This window comes from Streptomyces sp. WG7, assembly GCF_049975785.1.
Classification (GTDB): domain Bacteria; phylum Actinomycetota; class Actinomycetes; order Streptomycetales; family Streptomycetaceae; genus Streptomyces.
In genome coordinates this window covers 61,083-82,604 of sequence record NZ_JBNGGE010000018.1, presented here as the reverse complement: position 1 = coordinate 82,604, position 21,522 = coordinate 61,083, and the positions used below count along the sequence as shown (strand labels likewise).

Below are 21,522 nucleotides of genomic sequence, written 5' to 3'. Positions count from 1 at the left end.
AAATCCGCTGTTCGAAAGCGGACGCGTCTCGGAGCGCCGCGACGGTGACCAGGGAACGGCAGCGGCGATGACGGTGACACAGGACGGTTCGGCGACCACGGACGAGGTGGCGCAGGAGCCCGGGAACGAGGCGGGGTACGGCCCCGGTATCGACCCGGAGCGGCTCGCCGTCTGCCTGAGTGTGCTGGAGGAACTCGACGGACTCGACGTCGACCACCCGGACGCCGTCCGGGTCCGCCGGGCCACCTCGCACATCTACCGGATGGTCAAGCAGCGCCGGCGCCAGGAGCGCCGGGCCGCGAAGACCGCGCACGACAAGGCGGTGACCGAGGCCACCGCCACCGGCTCCGCCGAACGCATCGACGACGAGACCGAAGGCCTCCTGCCCTCCTCCCGCACCGAGGAGGGCAGCATCGCGGGGATACTCCAGCGTCCCCGCTCCTGCTACATCTGCAAGCAGCGGTACACCGAGGTCGACTACTTCTACCACCAGCTCTGCCAGAGCTGCGCCGCCGAGAACCGGGCCCGCCGCGACGCCCGCGCCGACCTCACCGGCAAGCGGGCGCTGCTCACCGGCGGCCGGGCCAAGATCGGCATGTACATCGCGCTGCGGCTGCTGCGCGACGGCGCGCACACCACGATCACGACCCGCTTCCCCAAGGACGCCATCCGCCGCTTCAAGGCGATGGAGGACTCCGCGGACTGGATGCACCGCCTGGAGGTCGTCGGCATCGACCTGCGCGACCCGGCCCAGGCCGTGGCCCTCGCCGAGCAGGTCACCGAGCAGGGCCCGCTCGACATCCTGATCAACAACGCGACGCAGACCGTGCGCCGCCTGCCCTCCGCGTACGCCGCGCTCGTCGAGGGCGAGAGCGCCCCGCTGCCGGCCGGTGAGCTCCCCGCCCACCACGTCATCGGCGCTTTCAACTCCGGTGCGGTGGACGGACTGGCCGCGCTGCCCGCGGGTGTCACGGGGCTCGACGCGCAGCAGGTGGCCGACCTCGCCCTGGTCGCCGGCAACGCCAGTGTGGTCCGGCACCGGGAGGGCACCGCCATCGACGCGGGCGGTCTGGTCCCCGACGTCGTCGACACCAACACCTGGGTCCAGACCATCGAGCAGATCTCCCCGGTGGAACTGCTCGAGACGCAGTTGTGCAACTACACCTCGCCGTTCATCCTCATCAGCGCGCTGCGGTCGTCGATGGCCGAGGCCGCGCGCAAGGCGCCCGCGGGGCGCGCCTATGTCGTCAACGTCTCCGCGATGGAGGGCGTGTTCGCCCGCGGCTACAAGGGCGCGGGCCACCCGAACACCAACGCGGCCAAGGCGGCGATGAACATGGTGACCCGGACCAGTGCCCAGGAGATGTTCGACACCGACGGCATCCTGATGACCTCGGTCGACACCGGCTGGATCACCGACGAGCGTCCCCACTACGACAAGCTGCGCCTGGCCGACGCCGGTTTCCACGCCCCGCTCGACCTGGTCGACGGCGCGGCCCGCGTCTACGACCCGATCGTGCGCGGCGAGGCGGGCGAGGACCTGTACGGCGTCTTCCTCAAGGACTACGCACCCGGCAAGTGGTGACCGCGGGGGACTGACGCACCCGGATGGTGATCGCCGGGGACCACCACCCGGCCCGTGGTGATCACGAAGGACCACGCACCCGGCCCGTGGTGATCACGAAGGGCCACCCACCCGGCCCGTGGTGATCGTGGTGACGGGCTGACGGTGTCCGATCCGGAGGCCGCCAGCCGGGCCCCCGGCCACCGTCGGGGCGAACGCCGGTGTGCCCGGCGCGTCGGTCACGCGTACTGCGCGACGTGATCCCGTACAGACCCCGCCGCGCGCCCGCGGCCCGTCGGGGCCACCGCATGGCCTCCGGGATCCCGGGCGCCCCTCGCGCGCTCGCGCGCGAACCCTCAGGGGCGTCTGAAGTCGACGGCGCCGAGCCGCGAGTGCCGCGCCGCCGTCAGCTCGAGTATCGTGCGCCAGTCCTCCAGCACCCCGGCGTCGAAGACGGTGGTGCGGGCCTCCTCGTCGGCCTGGCGCAGGCTGGCCAGGTCGTCGTCGTGGGCCCAGGCGTCCGGGTGGGCGTGCCGGCGCACCAGGCGGGCGACGCGTGAGCCGAGCAGCGGCCGCACCGCGTCCGCCGTCCGGCCGGCCGGGTTGCCGGGCCACAACAGCCGGCCCACGGGCGACACCAGGCCGGCCACTTGGAGTTCCTTGTCGGCGGGGCGGCGCCGGCGCAGCAGCGCGGCGGTCCGCAGTGCGTGTCCGTGCAGGTCCACGGGCTCGCTGCCGTGCTCCGCCGAGGACCGTTCGCCCCGGCAGGTGTACAGCAGGTCCATCAGCTCCTCGACGCTGCGCAGTTCCATGCCTCGGTCCTCCCACGAGACAGCCGTTGCCGACCAGCAGCAGACCATGGCGAGCTTGCGCCGCAGCCAACGGCAACTTAACTGCGCGACCCGCCGCCGACGGCATTCGAAGGTCAGGTCGATGATGTGGGCCGAACGGGTGAGCTGTGAGCGGTGCACAAGCGGGTGAACCGGGGCGAACTGGGGCCAACTGTGCGCGGAACGAAGGGCAATGCTTCTCTCATGTTTTGAGCCCCATAGAGCGCACCCCCGCTCATCTGGTTAATCTGGAGCGGATGGACGGCAGTACCAGGGCACTACCCACACCCAAGGTCCGTCATGGGGCAGCCGGTTCACAACGGCCTGCTCTCGCACGAGTTGCCGGCGCCACCGCGTCCGAACTGCATTCGACCCACACCCGAGCGGGCGCCGGGTGCCGGACAGGAGACTGGCCGACAGGCCCCGAGGGTGACCCGACACATAAGGAGTGCGCGGTGACACCGGAGACGACGACGAGTCCAGAGCAACGCCCCGAGGAACGCACCGAGCGCGCGGTCCGCCGGCCCGGAGAGATCGGCAGCCTCGACGTGTGGGCCCGGTCCGCCCCGATCCGACTCGCGGGATACGAGGAGGACCTCGCCGAGCCCCACATCCTGCCCAGCGTGGACTGACCCGCGCCACCACCCTCAGGACGTGCCGGACGCATGGGCGTGCGAGACTCGCGCCCATGCTGATCAGGGAAGCGACGGCCGACGACTGGCCGCACATCTGGCCGTTCTGGCACCGCATCGTCGCGGCCGGCGAGACCTACGCCTGGGACCCGGACACGTCCGAGGAGGACGCCCGGGCCCTGTGGATGAACCCCGCCAAACGCGTCTACGTCACGGAGGACGACACCGGCACCGTCGTCGCCTCCGCCTACGTCACCCCCAACTACGGCGGCCCCGCCGCACGCATCGCGAACGCCGGATTCATGGTCGACCCCGACCGGGCCGGACGGGGCACCGGCCGGGCCCTCGCCGAACACGTCCTGGCCGCCGCCAGGGCCGACGGGTACCGGGGCATGGTCTTCAACGCCGTCGTCGAGACCAACCCCGCCGTGAAGCTCTGGACCTCCCTCGGTTTCACCGTCCTGGGCACGGTGCCGGACGCCTTCGACCACCCGCGGCACGGGCGGGTCGGCCTGCACGTCATGCACCGCGCGCTGTAGGGACCCTCAGGCCGGCGGGGCCGGCCGCCGCCACGGACGCGGCGCCTCGATCCGCCCCGCACGCTCCGGCGGCGCGGCCTCCGGCCCCGGGAGCCCCACCAGCCGTACGGCGCGGGGGCGCGGGCCCGAGGCGCAGGGTGCCGCACGACCGAACGGGACCACCGTCGCGGGCCGGCCGGTCAGGTTCCAGGACGGAGTGCAGGGCGAGTACGCCGAGTTGGCCGCCATTCCCCCCGCCGGCCCCGCTCGTGCCAGGGCCCGCCCCGGGGGAGCGGTGGGCCGGCGCCGGGGTGGGCAGGACGTCGTACCCGGCCGGGAACGGCGCCAGGCGCCGGCGCGGCCTCCCGGCCCTCGCCGGTGACCGTACCGCTCCCGGGCCTGTCCGGCATTCTGCACGCGATCGGCGTGCGGCTCCCCGCGGCCGAGAGGCCCGGCCCCGCGCACAGGCGGACCGGCGGCCTCGCCGTCCGCACCGGCTGGACGACAGCACCCGCCGCGCCCACGGTCCTGCGGATCACCGCGGCGAGCCCCCGGCGACCCGCGCTTCGCCCTGGAACCACGCGCACGGTGACGACGTACGCCACCGCACCCTCCACCGTGTCCGTCCGCCCGGCGCCCGCCGCGCCCTCGGCGGCTCTGCCGTTGCCGGCGTGCCTGGTTCGCCGGCGGCTTTCCCCCGAGCGGAGCGAGCGCGCCGCACGGTTCGAACCGCGTGCGGTGGGGGAGCTGTACACCACGTCGGAACCCGCCGCCGTGACACACCCGGTAACCCCCGCACCCCCGTCCTCACCCGCCCCCTCAACCACGGAGCGTCCCGCATGCACGACGACCGCGACCTGGTCGAAGCCCGCCTCGAGCGCGTTCTCGACGAGCGCGTCCGCCCTGCCGTGTACCCCGAGTCCGTGCCGCTGGACGTGGCGGTGTGGCACGCGCCCGACGAACCCGTGCCGGTCGCCGAGGGACTCGCGGCCGACCCCCGCCCCATCGAGGTGGGAGCCCGCTGGGGAGCCCCCTGGGGCACCAGCTGGTTCCGCGTCACCGGAACCGTCCCCGAGGAATGGGCCGGCCGGACGGTGGAGGCCGTCCTCGACCTCGGCTTCGACGAGAACATGCCCGGCTTCCAGTGCGAGGGCCTGGTCTACCGGCCCGACGGCACCCCGGTGAAGGGCCTCAACCCGCGCAACCAGTGGGTGCGGATCGCCGCTCCCGCGGAGGGCGGCGAGCAGGTGCGCCTGCACATCGAAGCCGCCTCCAACCCCGTCGTGTTCGGCCACCGCCCCTTCGTGCCCACGCCGCTCGGCGACAAGGACACCGCGGGCAGCGAACCGCAGTACACGCTCACCCGCATGGACCTCGCCGTCCTCGACGAGACGGTGTGGCACCTCGTGCTCGACCTGGAGGTGCTCGGCGAGCTGATGGCCGAACTGCCCGTGGAATCGCCGCGCCGCTGGGAGATCCTGCGGGCCGTGGACAAGGCACTGGACGCCATCGACCTCCAGGACGTCAACGGCACGGCGGAGGAGGCCCGTTCCCGCCTCACCGAGGTACTGTCCGCCCCCGCCGTCCCCTCCGCGCACCGCCTCAGCGCCGTCGGCCACGCGCACATCGACTCGGCGTGGCTGTGGCCGCTGCGCGAGACCGTGCGCAAGGTGGCCCGTACCGCCTCCAACATGACCGCCCTCCTGGCGGACGAGCCGGACTTCGTCTTCGCCATGTCGCAGGCCCAGCAGTGGGCGTGGATCCGCGACCACCGGCCCGAGGTGTGGGCCGGGGTGAAGAAGGCCGTCGCGGACGGCCGGTTCGTGCCGGCCGGCGGCATGTGGGTGGAGTCGGACACCAACATGCCCGGCTCGGAGGCGATGGCCCGGCAGTTCGTGCACGGCAAGCGGTTCTTCCTCGACGAGTTCGGCGTCGAGAACGACGAGGCGTGGCTCCCGGACACCTTCGGCTTCGCGGCCGGACTGCCGCAGATCATCAAGGCGGCCGGCACCAAGTACCTGCTGACACAGAAGATCTCCTGGTCGCAGACGAACAAGTTCCCGCACCACACCTTCCGCTGGGAGGGCATCGACGGCACCCGGATCTTCACGCACTTCCCGCCGGTCGACACCTACAACTGCTCCATGAACGGCGGCGAGATCGCGCACGCCGCCCGCAACTTCAAGGACAAGGGCGTCGCCCGGCACTCCCTCGCCCCCACCGGCTGGGGTGACGGAGGGGGCGGCACCACCCGCGAGATGATCGCCAAGGCGGCCCGGCTGCGCGACCTCGAAGGCTCGGCGACGGTCGAATGGGAGACCCCGCACGCCTTCTTCGAGAAGGCCGAGGCCGAGAACCCCGAGCCGCCGGTCTGGGTCGGCGAGCTGTACCTCGAACTGCACCGCGCCACCCTCACCAGCCAGGCCAGGACCAAACAGGGCAACCGCCGCAGCGAACACCTGCTGCGCGAGGCCGAGCTGTGGGCGGCCACGGCCGCCGTGCGCACCGGGTTCCCCTACCCGTACGAGGACCTGGACCGGATCTGGAAGACAGTGCTGCTGCACCAGTTCCACGACATCCTGCCGGGCTCCTCCATCGCCTGGGTGCACCGCGAGGCCCGCGCGACCTACGACCGGATCGCCGCCGAGCTGAACCGGATCATCGACGCCGCCCAGCGCGCCCTGGCCGGCGAGGGCGACACCCCGTTGGTCTTCAACGCCGCCCCGCACACCCGGGCCGGTGTCCGGGCGGGAGCCGCCGCGACCCCCGCCACCGAGGGCCGCACCGTCCTCACCCCCCGCCCGGGCGGCGGGTACGTCCTGGACAACGGTCTGCTGCGCGTCGGGATCGACGACCGGGGGCTGGTCGTCTCGGCGTACGACATCGGCGCCGACCGCGAGACGATCGCGCCCGGCGGTGCGGGCAACCTGCTCCAGCTCCACCCCGACGTCCCGAACAAGTGGGACGCCTGGGACGTCGACGCGTTCTACCGCAACACGGCCACCGACCTCACCGACGCGGACGAGGCCGTCCCCGGCGACGACGGCGCGTCGGTGCGGATCGTCCGCTCCTTCGGCTCCTCCCGCGTCACCCAGGTGCTGACGCTCGCACCGGGGGAACGGCGGCTGGAGGTGGACACCGAGGTCGACTGGCACGAGACGGAGAAGTTCCTCAAGCTCGCCTTCCCGCTCGACGTACACGCCGAGCGGTACGCGTCGGAGACCCAGTTCGGGCACTTCCACCGGCCCACGCACACCAACACCAGCTGGGAGGCGACCAAGTTCGAAGCCTGCAACCACCGCTTCGTCCACCTCGAGGAGCCCGGCTGGGGAGTCGCCGTCGTCAACGACTCGACGTACGGCCACGACGTGACCCGCACCGTCCGCACCGACGGCGACGCCGGTACGACCACCACCGTCCGCGTCTCCCTGCTGCGCGCCCCGCGTTTTCCGGATCCCGAGACCGACCAGGGCGTGCACCGGTTCCGGCACGCGCTGGTGCCGGGCGCGGGCATCGGCGACGCCGTGCGCGAGGGCTGGCGGATCAACCTGCCCGAGCGGCGCGTGACGGGCGCCGGCGAGGTCGCGCCGCTGATCGCGGCCGACCGGGACGCGGTCGTGGTCACCGCCGTCAAGCTGGCCGACGACGGCAGCGGCGACGTGGTGGTCCGCTTCCACGAGGCCCACGGCGGCCGGGCGAGGGCCACCCTGACGGCAGGTTTCCCGGTCGCGGGCGTGGCGGTCACCGACCTGCTGGAACGCCCGCTCACCGGGGAGGAGGCCGCGGTGGAAGCAGACGGCGACCGGATCGCCGTACGACTGCGTCCGTTCCAGCTGATGACGCTGCGGCTGACGCGCGCGTAGCGCCTCGACGAGGACCCGGCCCGGCCGACGGGCCGGGCCGGGTCCTCGTCATGGTCGCCGAGCGGTTCCCGCCAGCCGGGTCGGCGGCAGATACTCCCGCACGTACGTCCGCTCCCAGCACGCGCCCGTCTCCCGCAGCTCCCGCCACGTCGTGTACCGGTAGCGGAACAGCCGGGCGCGGACGAAACGCGGCGGCGCGTCGGGCGGGAACGGGGAGCGGCGCAGCAGCCTCAGCGTCGCCCGGTCGTTCTCCAGCAGCCGTTCCACGAAGGTGCCGAACCACGACCCGGCGTACGAGGGCGACAGCGCGGCGAACCACATCAGCCAGTCGAGGCGCAGGTGGTACGGCGCGAACTGGCGCGGCCAGCGCCGCGGGTCCCCGGGCTTGCCCTTGAACTCGTACTCCCGCCAGTCCCCGTCCTCGCGGGCCACCTCGTCGGCGGTCCCCTCGACCACCACCTCGTAGCGGACCCGGCTGACGGTTCCGAAGGCACCGTAGGTGTTGACCAGGTGGAGCGAGTCGAAGGAGCGGTTCATCACCTGGCCGCGGGAGAGCATGTTGCGGACCGGCCGGTGGCTCAGGAACACCAGCAGCGCCGCCACCGCGAGGACCACCACCTCGTACCAGAGCGGCGCGGCGGCCACGGACGGGGGATCGGCCGGGAACTCCACCGCCGACAGGGCCAGCACGATGGTGATCCAGTTCAGCCAGGAGAAGTTGCCCGACAGCACCAGCCACAGCTGGGTCACGATCATCAGCGCCGCGGCGGCCGTCGCCACGGGCTGCGGAGTGAAGAGCAGGAAGGGCACCACTAGCTGTGTGACATGGTTCGCGGCCACCTCGACACGGTGCGCGGGCCGCGGGAGGTGGTGGAAGAACCAGCTCAGCGGGCCCGGCATCGGCTGGGTCTCGTGGTGGTGGTCCAGGCAGGTCAGCTTCCGCCAGCACTCGTCACCCCGCATCTTGATCAGCCCCGCTCCGAACTCGACCCGGAACAGCAGCCAGCGCAGCAGGAACAGCACGACGATCGGCGGCGCCACCTCGTCGTTGCCGAGGAACACCGCGACGAAGCCGGTCTCCAGCAGCAGCGACTCCCAGCCGAAGGAGTACCAGGTCTGCCCGACGTTGACGATCGACAGATACAGGACCCACGGCACCAGCCACAGCAGCATGGCGCCCCACAGCGGCAGCAGCGAGTCCAGCCCCGCCACCAGCGCCGCCGACACCGCGCAGCCCGCCCACGCCACGGCCGCGAAGAGACGGTCCGAGTAGCGCAGCTGGAACAGGCTCGGCGCCCGTCCGAACGGCACCCGCTCGACGAACCGGGGCACGGGCGTCAGGCCGCGCTCGCCCATCAGCGCACGGAACTGGAGGGCCGCCGTCAGGAACGCGACCAGGTACACGACGGCCAGGGCCCGCTGGAAGACCAGCCGGCTCAGCCAGTAGTCGGGTGCGGTGAACCACTCCACGGCCGCGCTCCTCTCGTACGATAACGCTCGGTGTACCCCGGCCGGCCGGAGGTTTCCCGGAGGCAGGGCCCGGTGGCGGACCAGCAGTCGAAGAATCAGGCGAATCCTGGCAAGGTGGGGCCCATGGCTGATCGGGGAGCGAGTGCCCTGCCACTCCCGGACGACTGGCCCGCCCACCCGGACCCCATCCTGGCGCTCAACCGCATGGGCAGCTTCGACTGGGACCTGGACACGGGACTCTTCCACATGGACGCCCAGGCCTACGAGGTGTTCGACCTGCGCCCCGAGGAGTACGACGGGCGCCCCGAGTCGCTGTCGGCGCGCGTTCCCGCGGCGGAGGGCAGCCGCCTGGACGCCCTGGTCGCCCAGGCCATGAAGGACGGCAGCGAGAACTACGGCACCTACTTCCGCCTGCGCTGCCGCGACGGCACCCTGCGCTGGACCCGCACCCAGGGCTACATCCGCCGCGACGAGACCGGCCGGCCGCGCCGCATCATCGGCATCGTCCGCGACGCCACCCAGGAGGTCGCGGACATCGAGGCCCGCCGCGAGCAGGCCGCACAGGACGAGGCCCGCCGCCGGCTCACCAACGTCGTCCAGCTCGCCACGGCCGCGCTCGCGCACGCCCGTACCGTGGACGACGTCATCGACGTCCTGCGGGACACCCACGGCCTCACCCGGCTCGGCGCCGCCAGCCTCGTCATGGGCCTGGTCGAGGCCGACCGCATCCGGCTGGTCGCCGACGGCCCCGACAACAGTTTCGTCCCCGGCACCCGCGTCACCCGGATCGACGAGCCGTACCCGATGAGCGAGGCCGTACGGACCCTCAGTCCCCGCTTCATCGAGTCGCCGGAGGAGTTCGCGGAGCGCTACCCCCGTCTGTGGAAGGACATCACCCACCTCAACATCACCGCGGCCGCCTACCTGCCGCTGATCGCCCAGGCCCGCCCGATCGGCGCGATCGGGCTGCTCTACAGCGACCGGCACGGCTTCTCCGCGGAGGACCGCAACGTACTCGTCGCGCTCGGCAGCGGCATCGCGCAGAGCCTCCAGCGGGCCATGCTCTACGAGCAGGAGATGGACCTCGCCGAGGGCCTGCAGCAGGCCATGCTGCCGCGCACCATCCCCAGCGTGCCCGGCTGCGACGTCGCCGTCCGCTACCGCGCGGCCACCATCGGCGGCGCCCTCGGCCGCGACATCGGCGGCGACTGGTACGACGTGATCCCACTGCCCGGCGGACGTGTCGGCGCCGTCATCGGCGACGTCCAGGGCCACGACACACACGCCGCCGCCGTCATGGGCCAGCTGCGCATCGTGCTGCGCGCCTACGCCGCCGAGGGCCATCCCCCGGCCACGGTGATGGCGCGCGCCTCCGTCTTCCTCCACGAACTCGACACCGACCGCTTCGCGACCTGCCTGTACGCGGAGGCCGACCTGGCCACCGGAGTGGTCCAGGTGGTCCGCGCCGGCCACATCGACCCACTGCTGCGGTACGGCGACGGCTCCTGCCGCCGCGTCCCCGTCGAGGGCGGGCTGCCGCTCGGCCTGTCCGCCGAGTTCGGGCGCCTCGCCTACCCGGTCGCCACCGTCGAGCTGGACCCGGGCAGCACCCTGCTGCTGTGCACCGACGGTCTGGTCGAGCAGCCCGGCGCCGACCTCGACGAGGGAACGGAGATCCTCACGGGGCTGGTCGCCTCCGGGCCGAAGGACGTGAGCGACCTGGCCGACCGGCTCATCGACGTGGCCGAGGAGCGCCGCGGCGACGACGACGTGGCGCTGCTCCTGCTGCACCGCCACGGGACGGGCGCTCCCCGCACCTTCGGCCGACTCCAGCAGCATGTCTCCCCGGGCGATCCCGAGGCCCTCACCGAAGCCCGGCACATGATCCGCGCCGCGGTCCGGTCCTGGGGCGCCGGGGACCAGAGCGACGAGATCGAACTGGTCGCCGACGAGCTGGTCACCAACGCCCTCATGCACACCGAGGGCTCCGCGATCGTCACCCTGCGGCTGCTCACCGGCACCGACCGCCGGCTGCGGGTCGAGGTCGAGGACACCTCCAGCGCCCTGCCGCGCCGCCGCGAGGCCGGGGACTCCGGTGTCTCCGGACGGGGGCTGCTCCTGGTCGAGGCGCTCGCCGACGGGTGGGGGGTGGAGGCGCGCGGCGGCGGCAAGTGCGTGTGGTCCGAGTTCCTGGTGTCCCACCGGGCGGGCTGAACCCCACTGGCGCTCCGGAGCCCCGGTGGCACCCTGGACGTATGCCCGAACTGCCCGAGGTCGAGGCGCTCAGGGACTTCCTGACCGAGCATCTCGCCGGCCGCGAGATCGTCCGTGTGCTGCCCGTGGCGATCAGCGTCCTGAAGACGTACGACCCTCCGCTCACCGCCCTGGAGGGCCACCAGGTGGCCGCCGTGCATCGCCACGGCAAGTTCCTCGACGTCGAGACCGCCGGGGGCCCGCACCTGGTGACCCACCTGGCCCGAGCCGGCTGGCTGCACTGGAGGGACGCCCTCCCCGGCGGCCTTCCGCGCCCCGGCAAGGGGCCCCTGGCCCTGCGCGTCGCCCTGGAGACCGGTGCCGGCTTCGACCTGACGGAGGCCGGCACCCAGAAGCGGCTCGCCGTGTACGTCGTGGCCGACCCGCAGGAGGTGCCGGGCGTGGCCCGGCTCGGGCCCGACCCGCTCGCCGACGACTTCGACGAGGCGCGCTTCGCCGCCCTCCTCGACGGCGAGCGACGGCAGCTCAAGGGAGCCCTGCGCGACCAGAGCCTCATCGCGGGCGTGGGGAACGCCTACAGTGACGAGATTCTGCACGCGGCGAAGATGTCCCCGTTCAAACTGGCCGCGTCGCTCACCGACGAGGAGACCGCACTGCTGTACGCGGCCCTGCGCACGACGCTCACCGAGGCGGTCGAACGCTCGCGGGGCATCGCGGCCGGCCGGCTGAAGGCCGAGAAGAAGAGCGGCCTGCGCGTCCACGGCCGCACCGGCGAACCCTGCCCGGTGTGCGGCGACACCGTGCGGGAGGTGTCCTTCAGCGACTCCTCGCTCCAGTACTGTCCGACCTGCCAGACCGGCGGCAAGCCGCTGGCGGACCGGAGGCTGTCCCGGCTGCTCAAGTAGCTGCTCAGGTGGCGGGCCGCCGGTCGGTCGTCGAGCGGTCATCCGGTGGGCAGGGTCACGAGGCGCTTCCCGTCCGTGGTCCGCACCTCGTAGCGGGCGATCTGGTCGGGACGCAGGGCGGCCCCGCCGTGCATGATGCTCGGCCGGGTCTCGTGGCCGGGGACGTTCCAGCTGGTGACCGTCTGCTCCGTGCCGTCGCGGCCGACGGCGACCAGCCGGCAGGAGCGCGGGCCCGCCCCGTCCCTGACCTCGAGCTCCACGCCGGTGCCCCAGGCCTCGTCCTCGGTCGTGACCTGCGCCCACACCCCGGTGCGCACGTCGGTCGCGTCGACCCGCACCGCCGTGTCGGCCTGGCTCGCGTGGATCACGACACCGGGGCCGGCCACGGCACCCACGACCGCGGCGGTCACGGCGTACAGCACCCGTCTGCGGCCGGCCCGGTGACGTGCCGCCACCTCGGACAGCAGCCGGTCGAGGAGCCCGGTGCCGGGCCCGGCCATGGGGTGGACGAGGCGGGGCGTCGCCTGCCGGTACAGCATCAGCTGACGGGCGGCGGGGCCGAATTCGGTCAGCCGCGCCGCGCACCGGTGGCACTCGACGAGGTGGTCCTCGAAGCGGAACGCGTCCGCCTCGTCCAGCACGCCGAGCGCGTAGGCGCCGACGTCACGATGCCTTCCCAGGGACCTCATGCCGAATCCTCGTGCTGTTGGGTGCGGGTGGGGCTGCTCCTTGCTCCCACCCGTACGCACCGGACGGCCGAATCACTCAAGCCACGGACAGAATCGAGACCGAGGGGCCGACGCGGCCGGGCCCGCGGACCGGTCCGGTCGCGGAACCGTCCGTGAACCGGCCGGGCTCCGGGGGAGACCGGCCGGGGCGGCTAGAAGAGGTGAATGGCGAGATGGCCGAGGGGCAGCCCCAGCTGCCAGGCCGGCGTCCACACCTTCGGTCCCTCGTCCTCCCCGGTCACCGGCGCACCGCCGGGCACCGCGTTCAGGTCCGGGGCGAGCAGCTCGGTCTCCTCCAGCCAGCGCCAGGCCGTCCGTGCCAGTTCCAGGTCCGGCGAGTGCCGGCCGGCGGCGACCGCGTCGGCCGTGGCCTCGGTCAGGCGCTCCCGCACCCACTCGTGCCACGGCTGGTCGTAGGCGGTCAGTGACAGCCAGGTCTCCAGATGGGTGATGACCCGGATGCCGCTGAGCTCGTCGTCGGTGTCGGACAGGAAGACGGTCAGCGCCAGGGCGTCGCGTCCGGCGCGGAACTCGAAGGACGTCGGCGGCATCAGGTCACCGGTCCGCAGCAGCTCGTCGGCGATGTATTCGGCGTAGAACCACGCCATCGGCACGGCCAGTTCGCCTCTTCCGGCGCCGTCCGTGCTCTCTTGACCTCTGTGCAGCATCCCTTCCTGCCTTCCTCCGGTGCGTGCGCGTCGCCCGATCCGGGTCATGGGCCCCCGTCCGAAACACGGATGAGGACAGCCGATTACCCAACCGGGGTCCAGGGCAAGGCGCTTTGCGAAGGCTTGACTCTGCCTTCGGTTTCACCGCAGGTCGGCGGCGTATCCCGGTAGCACCCTGCGCAGGGCGCGCAGCGCGTAGTACGCGCGGGACTTCACGGTACCGGGCGGGATGCCCAGGGCTGCCGCGGCTTCCGCCACACTCGCCCCCTGGAAGTACACCAGCACCAGGACTTCACGGTGCTCCGGAGTGAGAGTCTTCACAGCCTCGCGCACGTCCAGGGCCGCGGCGGCCCGTTCGGCGTGATCGGCGCAGACCCGGGCGTTCTCCAGTACGGCGTCACCGACCTCGGCGGGCCGTGCCTGCCGGGCCCGGCGCGCGTCGATCGCGAGGCGCCGGGCCACGGTGAGCAGCCAGGGCCGAACCGAGTCGAAGTCGTGGGCGCGCAGGGCCTCGGGGTGCTGCCAGGCGCGGACCAGGGTCTCCTGTACGAGGTCCTCGGCACGTTGCCGGTCGCCGTCGCTGAGCCGCAGCAGCAGCGCGAAGAGCGGCCGGCCGTGCTCGCGCTGCAGTGCGGCGAGCTCGTGCTCGGCGGTCGTCCCGTTCGTCCTGTCCATGAGGGTGATTCCGGCCGTCATGGCCGTATGGCACCCCAGGGCGCCGCCCGGGGACAGGGCGCGCGCACGGGCGTGCGACGGACGGTCGATCGCGTCGACGAACGGTTCGACGAACGGTCGGCGCGTCCCGTACGCACCGGCGGCGCGCCCCGTTCGTACTGCCGGCGCGCCCCGTTCGAACCGTGTGCGCGCCCCCTTCACGCACGCCGGACGGGCTAATGAGCGTGTCGGAGCCGTCCGTGACGAGACGGCCTCCTTATCTATTTGTAAGTAAATGTGACTTTTCATTGGTGTGAGCGACCACAGCGGAGTGAACGGATGATCACACGCAGTCGGCTGGTGGCCCTGGCCCTGACCGCCCTCCTCACCGCGGGCGCCGCCTGTCAGGCCCGCGACCACGAACCGCCGAGACGACCGGCCCCGGCCCCGTCCGCCGCGGACACCGGCGTCTTCACCCTGGTCGCCTCCGGCGACGTACTGCCGCACGACTCGATCATCGAGCGGGCGCGCTTCGACGCGGGCGGCACCGGCTACGACTTCCGCCCGATGCTCGCCGGTGCCGAACCCGTCGTCTCGCGCGCCGACCTCGCCCTGTGCCACATGGAGACCGTGTACGGCGCGCCCGGCCACTACAGCGGCTACCCCCTCTTCAAGTCCCCGCCCGAGGTGGCCGAGGCACTGGCCGCCACCGGCTACGACGGCTGCTCCACCGCCTCCAACCACAGCGTCGACGACGGCGCCGACGGCATCCGCCGCACCCTGGACGCCCTCGACCGCGCCGGCGTACGGCACGCCGGGACGGCGCGCACCGAGGCCGAGGCGCGCACCGTGACGGTCCTGCGCGCGGGCCGGGCCGAGGTCGCCCACCTCGCCTATACCCTCCACACCAACGGTCACCCGATTCCCGAGGGGCAGCCCTGGGCGGTCGGCATGATCGACGAGGAGCGGATCGTCACGGACTCCCGGGCCGCCCGGGAGTCCGGCGCGGACATCGTCGTCGTGTCCCTGCACTGGGGTACGGAATGGCAGGACGAGCCCGACCGGGACCAGTTGGACCTGGCCCGGAGCCTGACCGCCGCACGCAGCGGCGACCGTCCCGACATCGACCTGATCCTCGGCACCCACGCCCATGTCCCGCAGGCGTACGAGAAGGTCAACGGCACCTGGGTGATCTACGGGATGGGCGATCAGATCGCGGGCGAGATGATCAACGACGAGGGCGTCCGCGATCCGCGCGGCAACCAGTCGACCATCGGCCGCTTCACCTTCGCCCCGCCCGCCCGGCCCGGCGAACGCTGGCGGGTGACCAGGGCCGAGTTCGTCCCGCAGCTGTTCGACGTCGACGCCGGCCGGGTGGTGAACCTCAACCGCGCGCTGAAGGAGGGCGCCGACGTGCGGGCCGTGCGCGACCGCATCCGCGACGTCGTACTCAGCCGGGGCGCGGCCGAGGACGGGCTGGTGATGGGGGAGTAGACCGGGTGGCGTCCGCGTGGGGCGGGTGGTGTCTGTGGGGGTCGGGTGGCGCCCGCGTGGGGCGGGCGGCGTCTGTGGGGGTCGGGAGGCGTCTGTGCGGGTCGGGTGGCATCCGCGCGGGCGGGGAGATGTCCGCGCGGGTCAGGCGTCGTCCACGTGGTCGAGGGCCGTCAGCATGGCCCCGAGCACCCGCAGGCACGTGGCGACGTCGGTGTCCGTGAGGTTCCCGCCGACCTCGCGCAACAGCAGGTGCTCCCGGTCGAGGACACCGGTGATCGCCGCCCGGCCCTCGTCCGTGAGCCGGATCAGCGACGACCGCCGGTGCGCCGGGTTCGGGACGCTCTCCACCAGGCTCCGGCCGGCGGCGTCGTTCACCATCCGCTGCACGAACTGACGGCTGATCGACTGTGCCCGGCCCATCTGCGGCACGGTCATCGGCCCGTTGCGGTGCAGCAGAGTCAGCACGGCCCGGACGCCGACGGACAGGCCGTCGGTGGTCAGGCCCTGCTCGACGCTGCGCTGCGCGCGCCGGTAGAGGGGGCCGACCAGGTCGTACACCTCGGTGAGGCGCCGGGCGAGAGCGTCCGGGGGGAGTGGTGCGTCGATGTCCTTCATCCCGCCATCATGACACCCTGGTTGCCAAAATCGACCGGTCATGACACCTTGGTTGTCATGACTGCTGCTTCGGATCTGCGCTTCTTCCACTCCGCCGACGGCGACCTCGCCTACCGCGACACCGGTGCCGGGGACCTGGTCGTCCTGCTGCACTCCGGGTTCGCGGACCACCGGGTCTTCGACGCCCAGATTCCGACCCTCGCCGCCGCCGGGTACCGCGTGATCGCCCCCGACGTCCGCGGCCACGGAGCCTCGGCCAACGCGACCGAGCCGTTCCGGTGGGCCGACGACCTGGCCGGCCTGCTGCGCCACCTCGACGCCGGCCCCGCGGTGCTCGTCGGTGTGTCGATGGGCGGCGCCATCGCCACCGACACGGTGCTGGAGTATCCGGAGCTGGTCCGCGCGGTGGTGGCCGTCGGCGCGGCCACCAGCGAGTTCGAGTACACCGACCCGTGGGTGCGCCGGGTGCAGGCCGAGCAGGCCGACGCACTGGCCGCGGGCGACGTCGAGGGCTGGCTCACCGCGTTCCTGCGCTTCGTGGCCGGGGAGTCCCGCACCCTCGGCGACATCGACCCGGACATCCCGCGCCGGCTGCGGGAGATGGCCTTCGGCACCCTCTCCAAGCACACCCCGGACGAGGAGAACCACCACGTGCCCCTGACCGACACCTGGGCCCGGGTCCCGAAGATCGACGTTCCGGTCCTCACCGTCAACGGCGACCTGGACGCGCCCGACCTGATCGCCGAGGCGGAACGGCTCGCCCGTACGGTCCCGGACGGCCGCTCCGTCACCGTCGAAGGCACCGCGCACTACCCGAACATGGAGAAGCCCGAGGTCTTCGGCGAGATCGTCGCCGGCTTCCTCCGCGGCCTCTAACGGCGCGCCAGCTCCGACTTGCGGTAGGAGTACGCGAAGTAGATCACCAGGCCGACCGCGAACCACACGGCGAACCGCGCCCAGGTCTGCCACTGCAGGAACGTGATCAGCCAGATCGAGAAGGCGATCCCCACCGCCGGCACGACCGGCATGAACGGCGTACGGAAGGTGCGCGGCAGGTCCGGCTGCCGGTAACGCAGCACGATCACCGCCGCGCACACCACCACGAACGCCAGCAGGATGCCGATGTTGGTCAGCTCGGCCGCCTCGCCGATCGGCAGGAACCCGGCGAGCGCGGCCGAGGCGACCCCGACGATCCAGGTGACCCGGGTCGGCACGTGCCGCGTGGGGTGGGTCTTGGCGAACCACCTGGGCAGCAGCCCGTCCCGGCTCATGCTGAACCACACCCGGGTGACGCCCAGCATGAACGTGAACATCACCGTGAGGATGCCGATGATGGCGCCCACCGCGATGACGTCGGCCAGCGAGCCCAGCCCCACCGACTTGAACGCCGTCGAGAAGCCGCTCTCCGGGTCGATGTCCTCGTAGTCCTGCATGCCGGTCAGCACCAGGCAGGCCGCCACGTACAGCACCATCGAGATGATCAGCGAGTAGACGATCGCCTTCGGCATGTGCCGCTGGGCGTCCTTCGACTCCTCGGCCGCCGTCGACATGGCGTCGTAGCCGAAGACTGCGAAGAACACCGTCGCCGCGCCGGTGAACGCCCCGCCGACCCCGAACGGGAAGAACGGGTGGTAGTTCGAGGCGTCGATGTGGAAGACGCCGACCCCGATCACCAGCAGCACCACCAGCACCTTCAGCACGACCACGACCATCTCGAAGCGGGCCGCGTTCCTGATGCCGAGAGTCAGCAGGTACGCGATCAGCAGGCACAGCACCGCCGCGAAGAGGTCGACCCGGTGGCCGTCGCCGGTGCCGGGCGCGCCCAGCATCCAGTCCGGCAGGTCGGCGCCCATCTCACCGACCAGGAAGCTGAAGTAGCCGGAGATGCCGATCGCGACCACCGCCACGATCGCCGTGTACTCCAGCAGCAGGTCCCAGCCGATGAACCACCCCACCAGCTCACCGAGGACGGCGTAGCCGTAGGTGTAGGCGGAGCCCGCCTTCGGGATCAGCCCGGCGAACTCGGCGTACGACAGCGCGGCCGCCGCGCTCGCGACGCCCGCGACGAGGAAGGAGACGAGGACCGCCGGCCCCGCGGTGCCGCCCGCGACCGTGCCGGCCAGGGTGAAGATGCCCGCCCCGATGATGCCGCCCACACCGATCGCGGTGAGCTGCCACAGCCCGAGCGACCGCACCAGGCCGGCGCCCTCACCGCCCTCGGTGTCCTCGATGTGCTCGATGGGTTTGCGGCGGAGAACACCCTCGCCCACGCGGAACCCGGCCACGGGCCTCACCTCTTCGTGCACGGCGAACGACTGACGGTGGATCATGACGACTCACACCCGCCCGTGCCGGAAGCCACGACGAACGCGCCACCCGAAGGGCGCTACGGCACCACTGTCACGGGCCAGCGCCCCGCCTTCACCAGCCGCACCGCGACGGAGCCGACGAACCGGTGCCCGGCCTGCTCCGAGGCGCCCACGACCACGGCGTCCGCCTTCAGTTCGTCGGCCGCCTTCACCAGCCCGCTGTAGGGGTCACCGCGGAAGGTGTGGAACTCCCAGCGCACGTCGAATATCCCCCTGGTGCGCTCGGTCGCCTCCCTGATCTGAGCCACCAGGTCCTCGGCGATCTCGTCCGTCGTCTCCGCCACCGGCGCCCCCAGCGCCGCCCCCGCCGCCAGCACCGGCTGCACGTACACCACGGCGAGCAGCGCGTGCTGCCGCCGCGCCAGACCGCCGGCGTAGGCCGCGGCCCGGAGCGAGGAGCCGGAGCCGTCGACCCCGGCGACGATGACCTTCGGCCCGTCCGTGCCCCGTTCGAACTGCTGGGAGTGCTGTTCCGTCACGCGGCGAGGCTATCCGGTCCGTCCCGGTCCTGAGCCGTGCGGGTGGTTCCGTGCCGCCGCACCGGTGTTGCTCAGGTGCGCCGGACCGCGGCCGGGCGACTGATGGGTCATGAAGAAGGATCAGTTGCTCACCCGGCGCCGCGCACTGCTCGCCGGCGCCGCCGCCGTGGGAGCGGCCGGCACCGCCGGTGCGCTCGCGGTGACCTCGGGGGACGGTCCGGTCCGGCCGGTCACCCCCGCCCCGGGCCCTCCGGCGCACCGGCCGCTGGGACCCTCCGCCTACCGCCTCCAGCCCTTGACCGGATACGGCGCGCCCCGTGCCGTACCTCTGCGTCCCCCGGTGCGCAGCGAACCTATCCTGCGCATGTCGGGCCGTGGACGCACCATGATGCTCACCTTCGACGACGGACCCGACCCCCGCTACACCCCGGACATCCTGGACACGCTGGCGAGGTACGGCGTGCGCGCGACGTTCTTCGTGTGCGGCGAGATGGCGGCCTACAACCGGGACCTGCTCTCCCGGATGGCCGACGAGGGGCACGTCGTCGGCAACCACACGTGGTCCCACCCGCTGCTGACCCGCCTCGGCCGACGCCGCATCCGCTCCGAGATGGAACGGACCAGCGAGGTCGTCGAACAGGCCTACGGTGAGCCGCCCCGCTGGTTCCGGGCCCCGTACGGAGCGTGGAACCGCGCCGCCTTCCAGCTCGGTGCCGAACTCGGCATGGAACCGCTCGCCTGGACGGTGGACACCCTCGACTGGACCACCCCCGGCACCGGCACCATCGTCGACCGGGTCGAGGACGGCGCCGCCCCCGGCGTCGTGGTGCTCTCGCACGACGCCGGGGGCGACCGCTCGCAGAGCGTCCGCGCCCTGCGCGTCTATCTGCCCGAGCTGCTGGACTCCGGTTACCACCTGACCGTCCCCCGGCGACGCCACGTCTGACGCCCGGCACGCCCGCCGGGCCGGGACGCGCTCAGCGAATCCCGGTCATGCGGGCGAAGGCGACGACGTTCCCCTGGTACCCGTCCTGCTTCGAGAAACCGCCGCCGCAGGTGATCACCCGCAGTTCGGGGCTGCCTTTGGACGCGTAGACCCGGTCGCCGGGGAAGTTGTCCTTCTCGAACACTTCGATGCCGTAGATCTCGAAGACCGCCGTCTTTCCGTCCTGGCGGTGCACTTCCACCTTGTTTCCCTTTTCCAGGGCGCCGAGTCCGTAGAAGACAGCAGGCCCCTGCTGGTTGTCCACGTGGCCGACGACGACCGCGGTGCCCTTTTCCCCGGGGGAGACCGCGCCGGTGAACCAGCCGGCCAGATTCGGGTCCTCGGGCGGCGGCGCGTCGATCCAGCCGTCCGCGTCGAGACCGACCGGCGTGATCGGCGCGTCGACGTGGATGGCGGGGACGGAGACCCGGTCGGGTACGGCGTACGGCAGCGGCGCGATGCCCGCGGCGGCGCTGTCCTCACCGGCGACGCGGGTGTTCGAGGCGGCGGCCGACGCCGGCTGCGGCGGGCCCGCGTCGAACTCCCCCGAACCGTTCCGGATGAGCGCGAGTCCGGTCAGCAGAACAAGCGCTATCACGCCCCAGGGAGCGCGCTTCCTCTGCCGCTCCTCCTCTTCGGCCCACTCGGACGCATCCATTCGTCATCCCCTCTCGACCCGGCCGTCGCCGTGTCTCGTGCGCATACGAGCACGCTAAGCGCCGTGCGCCCGACCGGCGACGGGGCGGCGGCGAACGGGTGGCGCGGACGCCCTTCCGTGAGCCATCCGGGATTTCCCCGGAAGGACCTGTCTGACGGTCCGTGACCTGCGGCGTTATCCACTCGTGCGCCACCCGCCCGGCACGCCCCCTCACCAGGACGGACCATTCCCGAAATGCGGTGCGGCGCAAGGCAACTGAGGGTCTTTCTGGGAGGCGCTTTCTCGCCGATCGACCGGGGACGGGACCCGGGGCGTCTTCCGCGGAGGATCACATGCGTAACACTCGTGCCCTCGCGGCAGCCGGCGCCGCGGTCGCTGTCCTCGGGCTGGCCGCCCCCACGGCCACCGCCGGCGGCGACCACAACCAGCCGTCCAACATCGTCGCCCTGCCCAGCGTGATCGCCCGCGGTGGGCAGATGACCGTCACGGTCGACGGCTGCCCGCAGGGTGGCACGATGACCTCGGACGCGTTCCGGACGACCCACCTGACCCCGGTCAGGGGTGCCAACGAGACGTCCAAGGGCACCGCCACCATCAAGGAGGACGCCCGGCCGGGTTCGTACGACATCACCGTCAACTGCTCCGGCAGGCGACTGACGCGTCCGGCCGCCTTCACCGTCATCGGCGGTGTCCGCGGTGGCCTCGGCGGCAGCAGCTCCAGCGGGGCGACCCCGGCCGACATCGCGATCGGCGGCGGGCTCGTCGCCGCGGCCGTCGCCGGTGGCGGACTGTTCTGGATGCGCCGCCGGGCCGAGCGGAGGATCTGACCCGTTCCCCGCCGCCCCCGGTCCCCTTCCGTCTTCGGCCAGTCACCGT

At 72.5% G+C, this 21,522-nt stretch carries 19 protein-coding genes; 10 read left to right on the top strand and 9 right to left on the bottom strand.

Annotated features, from left to right (window positions below; translation table 11 throughout):
* Positions 1 to 67: 67 nt before the first annotated feature.
* Positions 68 to 1,585: an SDR family NAD(P)-dependent oxidoreductase gene (locus ACP4J0_RS19820; RefSeq protein ID WP_426600004.1), complete on the top strand. Its 1,518-nt coding sequence runs from the start codon at positions 68 to 70 to the stop codon at positions 1,583 to 1,585.
* 335 nt (positions 1,586 to 1,920) lie between these two features.
* Here ACP4J0_RS19820 and ACP4J0_RS19815 read toward each other — a convergent pair whose 3' ends face one another.
* On the bottom strand, positions 1,921 to 2,376 hold the full coding sequence (locus ACP4J0_RS19815; RefSeq protein WP_426600003.1) for a hypothetical protein: 456 nt from the start codon (positions 2,374 to 2,376) through the stop codon (positions 1,921 to 1,923).
* Between the two features lie 473 nt (positions 2,377 to 2,849).
* Here ACP4J0_RS19815 and ACP4J0_RS19810 point away from each other — a divergent pair, with 473 nt between their 5' ends.
* From ACP4J0_RS19810 to ACP4J0_RS19800, 3 genes are all read left to right on the top strand, one after another.
* Positions 2,850 to 3,026 (top strand): hypothetical protein, encoded by a 177-nt coding sequence (locus tag ACP4J0_RS19810; protein WP_426600002.1) that lies wholly within the window; start codon positions 2,850 to 2,852, stop codon positions 3,024 to 3,026.
* Between the two features lie 56 nt (positions 3,027 to 3,082).
* Complete coding sequence (locus ACP4J0_RS19805) at positions 3,083 to 3,565, top strand: N-acetyltransferase family protein (RefSeq protein WP_426600001.1); 483 nt, start codon at positions 3,083 to 3,085, stop codon at positions 3,563 to 3,565.
* A gap of 818 nt (positions 3,566 to 4,383) precedes the next feature.
* Positions 4,384 to 7,407, top strand: a complete 3,024-nt coding sequence (locus tag ACP4J0_RS19800; RefSeq protein WP_426600000.1) for an alpha-mannosidase — start codon at positions 4,384 to 4,386, stop codon at positions 7,405 to 7,407.
* 48 nt (positions 7,408 to 7,455) lie between these two features.
* On the opposite strand, the gene ACP4J0_RS19795 is transcribed toward ACP4J0_RS19800, so the two are convergent.
* Positions 7,456 to 8,877, bottom strand: a complete 1,422-nt coding sequence (locus ACP4J0_RS19795; RefSeq protein ID WP_426599999.1) for a lipase maturation factor family protein — start codon at positions 8,875 to 8,877, stop codon at positions 7,456 to 7,458.
* Positions 8,878 to 9,000: 123 nt separating this feature from the next.
* Between ACP4J0_RS19795 and ACP4J0_RS19790 the strand changes: the two genes are divergently transcribed.
* Together ACP4J0_RS19790 and ACP4J0_RS19785 are read left to right on the top strand one after the other, a co-directional pair.
* Entirely contained in the window at positions 9,001 to 11,091 is a 2,091-nt protein-coding gene (locus tag ACP4J0_RS19790) for a SpoIIE family protein phosphatase (protein ID WP_426599998.1), read from the top strand.
* A 41-nt stretch (positions 11,092 to 11,132) separates the two neighbouring features.
* Positions 11,133 to 11,996 (top strand): Fpg/Nei family DNA glycosylase, encoded by an 864-nt coding sequence (locus ACP4J0_RS19785; RefSeq protein WP_426599997.1) that lies wholly within the window; start codon positions 11,133 to 11,135, stop codon positions 11,994 to 11,996.
* A 38-nt stretch (positions 11,997 to 12,034) separates the two neighbouring features.
* Here the strand turns inward: ACP4J0_RS19785 and ACP4J0_RS19780 are convergent, their stop codons facing one another.
* The 3 genes from ACP4J0_RS19780 to ACP4J0_RS19770 all read right to left on the bottom strand — a co-directional run bounded on the left by ACP4J0_RS19780 (position 12,035) and on the right by ACP4J0_RS19770 (position 14,088).
* Positions 12,035 to 12,685, bottom strand: a complete 651-nt coding sequence (locus tag ACP4J0_RS19780; RefSeq protein ID WP_426599996.1) for a zf-HC2 domain-containing protein — start codon at positions 12,683 to 12,685, stop codon at positions 12,035 to 12,037.
* Between the two features lie 191 nt (positions 12,686 to 12,876).
* A complete protein-coding gene (locus ACP4J0_RS19775) occupies positions 12,877 to 13,392 on the bottom strand; it encodes a hypothetical protein (RefSeq protein WP_426599995.1) in 516 nt (171 codons plus the stop codon).
* A 141-nt stretch (positions 13,393 to 13,533) separates the two neighbouring features.
* Positions 13,534 to 14,088 carry a sigma-70 family RNA polymerase sigma factor gene (locus ACP4J0_RS19770; protein ID WP_426599994.1) on the bottom strand — a complete coding sequence of 185 codons (555 nt, stop codon included), beginning with the start codon at positions 14,086 to 14,088 and terminating at the stop codon, positions 13,534 to 13,536.
* 297 nt (positions 14,089 to 14,385) lie between these two features.
* Here ACP4J0_RS19770 and ACP4J0_RS19765 point away from each other — a divergent pair, with 297 nt between their 5' ends.
* Positions 14,386 to 15,540 carry a CapA family protein gene (locus tag ACP4J0_RS19765; protein ID WP_426599993.1) on the top strand — a complete coding sequence of 385 codons (1,155 nt, stop codon included), beginning with the start codon at positions 14,386 to 14,388 and terminating at the stop codon, positions 15,538 to 15,540.
* Between the two features lie 141 nt (positions 15,541 to 15,681).
* On the opposite strand, the gene ACP4J0_RS19760 is transcribed toward ACP4J0_RS19765, so the two are convergent.
* Positions 15,682 to 16,155, bottom strand: a complete 474-nt coding sequence (locus ACP4J0_RS19760; protein ID WP_426599992.1) for a MarR family winged helix-turn-helix transcriptional regulator — start codon at positions 16,153 to 16,155, stop codon at positions 15,682 to 15,684.
* 57 nt (positions 16,156 to 16,212) lie between these two features.
* On the opposite strand from ACP4J0_RS19760, the gene ACP4J0_RS19755 reads away from it, so the two are divergent.
* Positions 16,213 to 17,031: an alpha/beta fold hydrolase gene (locus tag ACP4J0_RS19755; protein ID WP_426599991.1), complete on the top strand. Its 819-nt coding sequence runs from the start codon at positions 16,213 to 16,215 to the stop codon at positions 17,029 to 17,031.
* On the opposite strand, the gene ACP4J0_RS19750 is transcribed toward ACP4J0_RS19755, so the two are convergent.
* Entirely contained in the window at positions 17,028 to 18,440 is a 1,413-nt protein-coding gene (locus ACP4J0_RS19750) for an amino acid permease (RefSeq protein WP_426600028.1), read from the bottom strand. The two genes, ACP4J0_RS19755 and ACP4J0_RS19750, sit on opposite strands and share 4 nt — an antisense overlap.
* 101 nt (positions 18,441 to 18,541) lie before the next feature.
* Positions 18,542 to 19,003 (bottom strand): universal stress protein, encoded by a 462-nt coding sequence (locus tag ACP4J0_RS19745; protein ID WP_426599990.1) that lies wholly within the window; start codon positions 19,001 to 19,003, stop codon positions 18,542 to 18,544.
* Between the two features lie 109 nt (positions 19,004 to 19,112).
* Between ACP4J0_RS19745 and ACP4J0_RS19740 the strand changes: the two genes are divergently transcribed.
* A complete protein-coding gene (locus tag ACP4J0_RS19740) occupies positions 19,113 to 19,949 on the top strand; it encodes a polysaccharide deacetylase family protein (RefSeq protein ID WP_426599989.1) in 837 nt (278 codons plus the stop codon).
* Positions 19,950 to 19,980: 31 nt separating this feature from the next.
* Here the strand turns inward: ACP4J0_RS19740 and ACP4J0_RS19735 are convergent, their stop codons facing one another.
* Positions 19,981 to 20,646, bottom strand: a complete 666-nt coding sequence (locus ACP4J0_RS19735; protein ID WP_426599988.1) for a class F sortase — start codon at positions 20,644 to 20,646, stop codon at positions 19,981 to 19,983.
* Between the two features lie 332 nt (positions 20,647 to 20,978).
* Between ACP4J0_RS19735 and ACP4J0_RS19730 the strand changes: the two genes are divergently transcribed.
* Positions 20,979 to 21,473: a hypothetical protein gene (locus tag ACP4J0_RS19730; protein WP_426599987.1), complete on the top strand. Its 495-nt coding sequence runs from the start codon at positions 20,979 to 20,981 to the stop codon at positions 21,471 to 21,473.
* The last annotated feature ends 49 nt before the right edge of the window (positions 21,474 to 21,522 follow it).

What these genes read in the sequence shown, in the direction of transcription:
- ACP4J0_RS19775 (WP_426599995.1), bottom strand. Translation starts at nt 13,392, where the DNA reads ATGCTGCACAGAGGTCAAGAGAGCACGGACGGCGCCGGAAGAGGCGAA.
- ACP4J0_RS19770 (WP_426599994.1), bottom strand. Translation starts at nt 14,088, where the DNA reads ATGACGGCCGGAATCACCCTCATGGACAGGACGAACGGGACGACCGCC.
- ACP4J0_RS19760 (WP_426599992.1), bottom strand. Translation starts at nt 16,155, where the DNA reads ATGAAGGACATCGACGCACCACTCCCCCCGGACGCTCTCGCCCGGCGC.
- ACP4J0_RS19740 (WP_426599989.1), top strand. Translation starts at nt 19,113, where the DNA reads ATGAAGAAGGATCAGTTGCTCACCCGGCGCCGCGCACTGCTCGCCGGC.
- ACP4J0_RS19800 (WP_426600000.1), top strand. Translation starts at nt 4,384, where the DNA reads ATGCACGACGACCGCGACCTGGTCGAAGCCCGCCTCGAGCGCGTTCTC.
- ACP4J0_RS19820 (WP_426600004.1), top strand. Translation starts at nt 68, where the DNA reads ATGACGGTGACACAGGACGGTTCGGCGACCACGGACGAGGTGGCGCAG.
- ACP4J0_RS19790 (WP_426599998.1), top strand. Translation starts at nt 9,001, where the DNA reads ATGGCTGATCGGGGAGCGAGTGCCCTGCCACTCCCGGACGACTGGCCC.
- ACP4J0_RS19765 (WP_426599993.1), top strand. Translation starts at nt 14,386, where the DNA reads ATGATCACACGCAGTCGGCTGGTGGCCCTGGCCCTGACCGCCCTCCTC.
- ACP4J0_RS19755 (WP_426599991.1), top strand. Translation starts at nt 16,213, where the DNA reads ATGACTGCTGCTTCGGATCTGCGCTTCTTCCACTCCGCCGACGGCGAC.
- ACP4J0_RS19780 (WP_426599996.1), bottom strand. Translation starts at nt 12,685, where the DNA reads ATGAGGTCCCTGGGAAGGCATCGTGACGTCGGCGCCTACGCGCTCGGC.
- ACP4J0_RS19730 (WP_426599987.1), top strand. Translation starts at nt 20,979, where the DNA reads ATGCGTAACACTCGTGCCCTCGCGGCAGCCGGCGCCGCGGTCGCTGTC.
- ACP4J0_RS19785 (WP_426599997.1), top strand. Translation starts at nt 11,133, where the DNA reads ATGCCCGAACTGCCCGAGGTCGAGGCGCTCAGGGACTTCCTGACCGAG.
- ACP4J0_RS19805 (WP_426600001.1), top strand. Translation starts at nt 3,083, where the DNA reads ATGCTGATCAGGGAAGCGACGGCCGACGACTGGCCGCACATCTGGCCG.
- ACP4J0_RS19815 (WP_426600003.1), bottom strand. Translation starts at nt 2,376, where the DNA reads ATGGAACTGCGCAGCGTCGAGGAGCTGATGGACCTGCTGTACACCTGC.
- ACP4J0_RS19735 (WP_426599988.1), bottom strand. Translation starts at nt 20,646, where the DNA reads ATGGATGCGTCCGAGTGGGCCGAAGAGGAGGAGCGGCAGAGGAAGCGC.